This is a genomic window from Streptosporangium sp. G11 (genome assembly GCF_051192615.1).
Classification (GTDB): Bacteria; Actinomycetota; Actinomycetes; order Streptosporangiales; family Streptosporangiaceae; genus Streptosporangium.
Window position 1 is genome coordinate 1 of record NZ_JBPJUQ010000172.1, and the last position, 6,928, is coordinate 6,928.

The following is a 6,928-nucleotide window of genomic DNA, read 5'->3' on the forward strand; positions in this document are numbered from 1 at the left end:
CTGTACACGCCCGAGCAGTGGGCGCCCCGGCGCGCCGAGTACTGCCGCCTGGTGAGCAAGCCGCCGAACGCGGCCCAGGCGCTGGAGGAGGGCAAGGAGGAACTGCACGAGGCTCTGCAGGAGCTGGAGAAGACGCTGGTCCAAGCGCTGCCGGATGACACCGGCATGGTCCGGCTGGATGAGGACGAGCATCTGGTGGTGCCGCCGCTGTCGGCCGAGGACGTGCCCGCTGAGGCCAAGGCGCTCAAAGACGAGCTGGCCGGGATGCTGCCGTTCGCGCCGATCGCCTCGCTGCTGATCGAGCTGGACGCGCGCACGCACTTCCTGGACTGCTTCACCCACGCCGGCGGGCGCAAGCTCAGCACGTCCGTGGAGACCAAGCGCAACATCTTGGCCGTGCTCATCGCGATGTCCACGAACCTGGGCCTGGCCCGGATGTCGGAGGCGTGCGGGGTGTCCTACGACGTGCTGGCCTGGACGATGGAGTGGTACGTGCGGGAGGAGACGCTGCGCGAGGCCAACACGGTCATCGTCGACCACCACTACGGCCTGGAGCTGGCCAAGGTGTTCGGCGGCGGCACCATGAGCTCCTCCGACGGCCAGCGCTTCCCTGTCCGGGGCAAGACCGTGACCGGCCGGAACATGGTCATTCACGGCGGTCAGGTGCTGTCCACCTACACCCATGTCTCCGATCAGTGGTCGACGTACGGCACGAAGATCATCGTGCCGACGGCGCGGGAGGCGCACTTCGTCCTGGACGACTTCCTGGGCAACGCGACCGACCTGCCGATCGCCGAGCATGCGACCGATACTCACGGCGCCACGTTGATCAACTTTGCGTTGTTCGACCTGGTCGGCAAGGCGCTGACCCCGCGGCTGCGGGATCTGACCCGAGTCACCCTGGTGCGTGACGAGACCCCGACCGAGATCACCAAGCGTTACCCGCACGCCGGGCCGCTGCTGGGCGCGCGCTGGAACGAGGACCTGGTGGCCGGCTGCTGGCCGGACCTGCTGCGGATGGCCGGGTCGCTGAAGTACGGCCAGGCCACCGCTTCGCTGATCGTCGGCAAGTGGTCGGCCGCCTCGCGGCAGAACACCCTGGCCGCCGCGCTGAAGGAGTGGGGCATGCTCAGAAGGACCGTGCACCTGGCCAAGTACCTGTCGGACCCGGCCTTCAGGAGGAAGATCTCGCGGCAGCTGAACAAGGGCGAAAGCCTGCACGCGCTGCGCCGTGACCTGCACTACGCACAGCAGGGCACGATCACTCGGCCGCATCTGGAGCAGCAGACGGAGCAGGCGTGGTGTCTGACGCTGCTGACCAATTCGGTGGTCGCGTGGACGACCGAATATTATTCTCGGGCGGTGCTGGAGCTGCGTTCGCAGGGCCGGGATGTGCCCGATGAGATCTTGTCGCACATCTCGCCCGGGCACAGCGACAATATCAATTTCTTCGGCGTGATCAATGTGGACGTCGAGGCGGAGCTGGCCAAGCTCGACACCAGCGGCTGGCGGCCGCTGCGGCCCGCACAGCTGCGTGAGCTGGGGCTGATGCCCTGACGGGTTCGGCGCCCCGCTCCCTGCAGACAGGTGGCGCAGGCGGTTGATGACAGGGCCCCGGTCGACCGGCGTGGCCTGACCCCGCTGTTCTGGCTGCACGTGCGCCCGTACGGCGAGGTCCGCCTCGACCTGAACGCTCGGCTGAGCATCGGTGGTCTCGGCTCGCTTGGCGGCGTATGACGGCAACTTGTTGGCATGGGCTGTCAGTCGTTGATGGCCTGGTAGAGCGTGGTCCAGAAGTCGTGGATGGCCCGCGCCGAATCCGGGGTGGACATGCCGGTCTGGGTGAGCAGGATGCCGACGAGCTGGTGGTGCGGGTCGGCGTAGACGGTGGTGCCGCTGCCGCCGTCCCAGCCGAACTGGCCGACGGGGCGTAGTCGCCGCGGTAGGTGCGCACCGCCATGCCGAACCCCCAGCCGCCGTGCTGCCCCAGGCCGTACCCCCGATGGACGGAGTCGCGGCCGAAGGCCTCCCGGGCGGCCAGCTGCTCGGGCGGAAGTTGGTTGGTGGTCATCAGCTCGACCGCGGGCCGGGACAGGATCCGCTCGCCGTCGTGAATCCCGCCGTTGAGCAGCATCTGGAAAAAGGCGTGGTAGTCGTCGGCGGTGGAGTCGAGTCCGCCGCCGCCGGACTGGAACGCCGGAGGTGTGCTGTGGTGCCCCCCGGCTACGACCGCGTCCGCGTCCTGCTCGACACCTACGCCGGCCTCGACCTGCACCAACTACGCCACAGCGCCGCCACCCACCTCGGCGACGCCGAAGTGCCGCTGCGGCTCATCATGGGCAAGACCCGCCACAAGAACCCCCGCACCGCCATGCGCTACGTCAAACCCGGTGCCGAAGCCATCGCCAAGGTCACCGAGGTCCTGGCACCCCGCCGCCGTACCCACTGATCAGGAACTTCTCCGAGTGGGAGGGGACGCTGCCCCTTTCTCTCGTACTTGATCTGACCCCCTCAGGGACTCGAGGGCGGCTAGGACGAGGTCGAGGCCGAAGATGAACTCCTTCGCCGGGTCGAAGCCGGCAGAGACGAGCGCCGCGGCGGACTCGTTGAGGTAGGGGAACTCGTCAGGAGGGAGCTGGGGCAGGAAGACGTCCTCGGCCATGTCCGCGAACTCATCGGCGGTGTCGAACGGCAGGCTGGCTTCCTGCAGGGCGAAACCGTAGACGTAGCTGTCGAGCAACCAGTTGGCGTGCGTCGCCATCAAGGCCGAGAAGCCAGCCCTCCGCAGGCAGGCGGTGACCGCTTCGCGGTGGCGGAGGTTCGAGGGCCCGGGCGATGTCCGCGACTCCATCAGGCCGTTCGCCCACGGGTGGCGTGCGAGAACCTGTCGGGCGGATACCGCCCGACGTCGCATCGCTGACTGCCAGTCGGTCTCTTCGGGCGGGAGCTCGATCTCCTCGAACACGACGTCGATCATGGCGTCCAGCAGCTCGTCCTTGCTCGCCACGTAGTAGTAGAGCGACATCGCGCCCGCGCCGAGCGCGCGAGCCAGCCGGCGCATGCTCAGCCCGTCGACCCCCTCGCGGTCGGCGAGCCGGACCGCCTCGACCACCACCCGCTGCTTGCTCAGCCCCGCGTCGGACGCGACCTGCCTTTGTTCCCTCCCGGACACGGGTCTCCTCGCTTGCTCGTACAGATTGACAATCGTACAGCGTACGAGCACAGTACAGCAGACGCACTCGTACGACGTACGACGTACGGTGTACGAGTCAGCGAGTGTCGCGGTTCGGAGGAGGAGGCTTCTGTGGGGATCGAACAGCGATCGAATACCGGAGACGGCCTGGTGCCGGGGGCGAGTCCGGCCGGGGCGGCGACGATGCGGGCCGCCGTCCAGCACCGCTACGGCCCGCCCTCGGTGCTCAAGTCGTCCGAGGTCGGGCTACCGCTGCCCGGTCGAGGCGATGTGCTCGTCCAGGTGGGCGCGACCTCAGTACATCCTGGCGACTACTTCGTCATGACCGGTGAGCCGTACGTGGTGCGCCTGGTGTTCGGGCTCCGCCGGCCGCGCCACGGCATCCCTGGCAGGGACCTCGCTGGCGTGGTGGCAGCGGTCGGGAAGGACGTCACCGCTCTCCGACCCGGCGACAAGGTGTTCGGCTGGAGCACCACAGGAACGCTCGCGGAGTACGCCTGCGTCCCGGCGGACCACCTCGTGTCCGTGCCTGCCAACCTGTCGGACGTGGACGCGGCAGCGGTGCCCACGTCGGCCATGACGGCATTGCAGGCATTGCGCGACATCGCGAACGTTCGACCGGGCCAGACGGTGCTGATCACGGGCGCGTCGGGCGGCGTGGGCTCCTTCGCCGTACAGATCGCCAAGGCCTTCGGCGCCGAGGTGACGGGTGTGTGCAGCACCCGCAACGTCGACCTGGTCCGGTCGCTCGGCGCCGACCACGTCGTCGACTACACCGAGACCGACTTCACCCGCACCGGGAAGCGCTACGACGTCATCCTCGACAACGTGGAAGCCCAGCCCCTGGCGGCTGTCCGCCGAGCGCTGACGCCCACCGGCACCCTCATCCCCAACAGCGGACGCGGCGGCCGCTGGCTCGGCCCCCTCGGCCGGATCGTCAAAGCGCGCGTGCTGTCCGGGTTCACCCGTCAGCGGCTGAAGCCCTTCACGTCGGTCGAGAAGCGCCAGGACCTGCTCACCCTGGCCGACCTGCTCACGACCGGGCAGGTCACGCCCGCCATCGACCGCACGTATCCCCTCGACGAAGCAGCCGACGCCCTCCGCTACGTCGCGGCCGGCCACACCCGAGGGAAGGTCGTCGTCACCGTCTGACGACCGCACCGACGAGAACGACCCAACCCGTGCGTGTGCACGCCCAAACCTGCCGCCACTCCGGCGGACGAACCGCTCCTCTCGAAAGTAAGAACCGATGACCATCCCAACGAAAACCCCGAACCTGCTCGACAACCCGCCGGTCATCCGACCGCAACGAAGGAGTAAGAGATGAGATCACCGAAGAACACCGCCACCACGCCAGCCCACAGTTGGTTCGTTCGAGGCCGGCTCGTCGGTGCCGCGGCGATCGCGTTCGCGGTGTTGGTGGTGATAGAGAACGTGTTGTTTGCGGTAACGGGCGCGCTGCCCTACGGCGCTCCGATCGAGGAAGTGCTGGCCTACTACGCGGCCAACCGCGACGCGGTCGCGATCGTGTCCGGTCTGGTAGCCCTGTACCTGCCGCTGCTGCTCGTGTTCGTGACGGGCCTGCACGGCCTCGTGGAGCGGCGCGGCGGAGCGGGCGCTGACTGGTCGCGCCTCGCCTTGGCCGCTGGCGCGACGCTGTCGGCCATCTTCGTGCTTGTCAACGTCCTGCAGATCGGGCTCGCGCTCTCCGCCGACGGGCTCGCCGAGCCGACGCCCGCGTTCGGGCTCGTCTGGCAGATTCACGCGGCGGCGTTCGCGCTGGCGCTGCCGATGCTCGGCACCACCTGCATCGGCTCGGCCCTCGCCGCGCACGCGAGCGGGCTGACTCCGGCTTGGCAGCGCCTGCTGGGCATGGTGGGCGGGAGCCTGCTGCTCGCCGCGGGGCTGGGCAACCTCGCGATCGCCGACGGCTCGCCGCTGATTTTCGTCGGGCTCCTAGGGTTCGTCGCCTGGCTCGTCTGGCTGCTCGCGACCGGCGTGCGCCTCGTCCGGTCGTGACCGAGATGAGGGCGGCGCCGAGGTTGCGCACGCTGGCGAGGACTCCGTGGAGGGCCGCCCGGGGATGGCAGCCACAGCCTCGAATTCGACCACCCGTGCGTATTCACGCCCAAACCTGCCGCCACTCCGGCGGGGAGACCGCTCCTCTCGAAAGAAGAACCGATGACCATCCGAACGAACACCCCGAGCCTGCTCGACAACCCGCCGATCCCCGTGCAGGCCAAGCTCACGGCAGCTTGGACCAGCTTCATGTTCTTCTACATCTACGTCGACTACCTCCACCTCTACAAGGGGGCGGCCGGAATACGCCAGAGACGGGCCGCGCGAGGAGGTTCATCCCTCCTGACCTGGTGTTTTAACCCCGTTTAAGGGAGCGACTCGTATCGATGGCGAGGATGCCGTGACATCCTGTGCGGCGCCGGGGCTGATCGTGTGCGCTATCGGAGTTCCGCGTTCGGGTGAGGCTGGCTCTGCAGGCGGTGGCGAAGTTCGGCCTGCTCCGCCGTGAGCGCCTGGCCCGGGCGTCGGATGCGGGCCGGCCGGGGTCGGGGGAGGTCTTCGCCGTGCAGGAGAGCGAAGTCGGCGTGCGCCGCCTCGACGGCTTCGGGGTAGGCCTGGGTCTTGTCATGCTCGGCCAGGGCCCGGTAGATGCTGGCCGGGGACGGGTTCTCGCCCTTGCGTTTCCCGGTCGGGATGATCAGGTCCTTGCGGATGTCTTCGACGCGTTCCCCGGCGGCCTTGCGGCGCAGCACGGTGTGCAGCATGTCGTCGGTGATGACCGGGGGCCGGCCGCCGTGGTTGCCCTTGCGGGCGGCGGCGTCCAGGCCCTCCAGGGTGGACTCGCGGATGGCCTCGCGTTCGGTCTCGGCCATCGCGGCGAAGAACGCGAACAGCATCCGGCCCGGCCCGGACGGATCGTAGATCCCGGCGAGCGGTCCGGCGAGCATCTCCAGTACCAGGCCGTGCGCGGTCAGGTGGTCGGCCAGGGCGGTGAGTTCGGCGGCGTCACGGCCCAGCCGCTTCATCTCATAGACGGTGAGGATGACCCGGCAGTGCGGGGCGTGCGCTTTGATCTGGCGGGCCAGCGCTCTACCCGGAGGTCTGCGGCCCATGGTGATGCGGTGGATGGTGGAGCGTCCGACGCTGTACCGGAAGCTGTGACGACCCGGAACATTCCACAGGCCTATCGCCCGCCGTCAAAGACCGCGGACCTGTATACCCCCACCCCTTTCCGTGCTCCCGCAGCCGTCACAGCCGCCAGCGCAGGCATCGCCCGTTCTCACAAACGAGCGATTCCCAGAGAAGATCACCCGATGGTCTCGGAGGGCTGGTTCTGATCGCCGCAGAGGCGGATTTCGTCTCAGAACTCGTTCTCATGCAAGTCGGTGGATCGTCTGATTCTGGGAAATGTTTGTGAGAGCATCTGGGGCATGGCCGAGGCCCCGGAACTCCGCGAACACACCGAATCTGTCGCTCTGTCCGCCATCGCCGGGAATGACACCCGTGACGCCGATGAGGTCGAACGTCACCCGTGCCCGCGATGTACCGCCGCGCCCGGTTCACCGTGCCGGTCACGCTCGGGCGCCGTGGCCGGCACCTACCAGGGGTGCTGGGACTATCCGGCCGGAATTGAACGCTAAGAACGTGTTTGAGAGGTGATCGTGAAGCCATCCCGTGAGGGGTAGGGGTGCAGGTATGACACGACGGCCCTTTCTA

9 protein-coding genes are annotated in these 6,928 nt (G+C 68.2%); 7 read left to right on the top strand and 2 right to left on the bottom strand.

The features are described 5' to 3' along the window. From ACSDR0_RS48720 to ACSDR0_RS48730, 3 genes are all read left to right on the top strand, one after another. The coding region (locus ACSDR0_RS48720) for a transposase (protein WP_435295801.1) at nucleotides 1–1,557 on the top strand (1,557 nt) is incomplete at its 5' end. Nucleotides 1,558–1,587: 30 nt separating this feature from the next. Further along, on the top strand, nucleotides 1,588–1,737 hold the full coding sequence (locus tag ACSDR0_RS48725) for a hypothetical protein (RefSeq protein WP_435295802.1): 150 nt from the start codon (nucleotides 1,588–1,590) through the stop codon (nucleotides 1,735–1,737). 373 nt (nucleotides 1,738–2,110) lie between these two features. Further along, complete coding sequence (locus tag ACSDR0_RS48730) at nucleotides 2,111–2,449, top strand: tyrosine-type recombinase/integrase (protein ID WP_435295803.1); 339 nt, start codon at nucleotides 2,111–2,113, stop codon at nucleotides 2,447–2,449. Here ACSDR0_RS48730 and ACSDR0_RS48735 read toward each other — a convergent pair whose 3' ends face one another. Further along, a complete protein-coding gene (locus tag ACSDR0_RS48735; RefSeq protein ID WP_435295804.1) occupies nucleotides 2,450–3,172 on the bottom strand; it encodes a TetR/AcrR family transcriptional regulator C-terminal domain-containing protein in 723 nt (240 codons plus the stop codon). It lies immediately after the preceding gene. 132 nt (nucleotides 3,173–3,304) lie between these two features. On the opposite strand from ACSDR0_RS48735, the gene ACSDR0_RS48740 reads away from it, so the two are divergent. The 3 genes from ACSDR0_RS48740 to ACSDR0_RS48750 all read left to right on the top strand — a co-directional run bounded on the left by ACSDR0_RS48740 (nucleotide 3,305) and on the right by ACSDR0_RS48750 (nucleotide 5,581). Further along, complete coding sequence (locus ACSDR0_RS48740) at nucleotides 3,305–4,345, top strand: NAD(P)-dependent alcohol dehydrogenase (RefSeq protein ID WP_435295805.1); 1,041 nt, start codon at nucleotides 3,305–3,307, stop codon at nucleotides 4,343–4,345. Nucleotides 4,346–4,516: 171 nt separating this feature from the next. Continuing rightward, a complete protein-coding gene (locus tag ACSDR0_RS48745) occupies nucleotides 4,517–5,212 on the top strand; it encodes a hypothetical protein (RefSeq protein WP_435295806.1) in 696 nt (231 codons plus the stop codon). Between the two features lie 162 nt (nucleotides 5,213–5,374). After that, nucleotides 5,375–5,581, top strand: coding sequence for a hypothetical protein (locus ACSDR0_RS48750; RefSeq protein WP_364857688.1), 207 nt, complete (start codon nucleotides 5,375–5,377; stop codon nucleotides 5,579–5,581). 68 nt (nucleotides 5,582–5,649) lie between these two features. Here ACSDR0_RS48750 and ACSDR0_RS48755 read toward each other — a convergent pair whose 3' ends face one another. Beyond that, nucleotides 5,650–6,324 carry a recombinase family protein gene (locus ACSDR0_RS48755; RefSeq protein ID WP_435295807.1) on the bottom strand — a complete coding sequence of 225 codons (675 nt, stop codon included), beginning with the start codon at nucleotides 6,322–6,324 and terminating at the stop codon, nucleotides 5,650–5,652. Nucleotides 6,325–6,642: 318 nt separating this feature from the next. Here ACSDR0_RS48755 and ACSDR0_RS48760 point away from each other — a divergent pair, with 318 nt between their 5' ends. Continuing rightward, on the top strand, nucleotides 6,643–6,852 hold the full coding sequence (locus tag ACSDR0_RS48760; RefSeq protein ID WP_435295808.1) for a zinc finger domain-containing protein: 210 nt from the start codon (nucleotides 6,643–6,645) through the stop codon (nucleotides 6,850–6,852). Nucleotides 6,853–6,928: the final 76 nt, after the last annotated feature.

Excerpts from the sequence above, each read along its gene's own strand:
- ACSDR0_RS48750 (WP_364857688.1), top strand. The coding sequence starts at position 5,375 with ATGACCATCCGAACGAACACCCCGAGCCTGCTCGACAACCCGCCGATC.
- ACSDR0_RS48745 (WP_435295806.1), top strand. The coding sequence starts at position 4,517 with ATGAGATCACCGAAGAACACCGCCACCACGCCAGCCCACAGTTGGTTC.
- ACSDR0_RS48760 (WP_435295808.1), top strand. The coding sequence starts at position 6,643 with ATGGCCGAGGCCCCGGAACTCCGCGAACACACCGAATCTGTCGCTCTG.
- ACSDR0_RS48755 (WP_435295807.1), bottom strand. The coding sequence starts at position 6,324 with ATGGGCCGCAGACCTCCGGGTAGAGCGCTGGCCCGCCAGATCAAAGCG.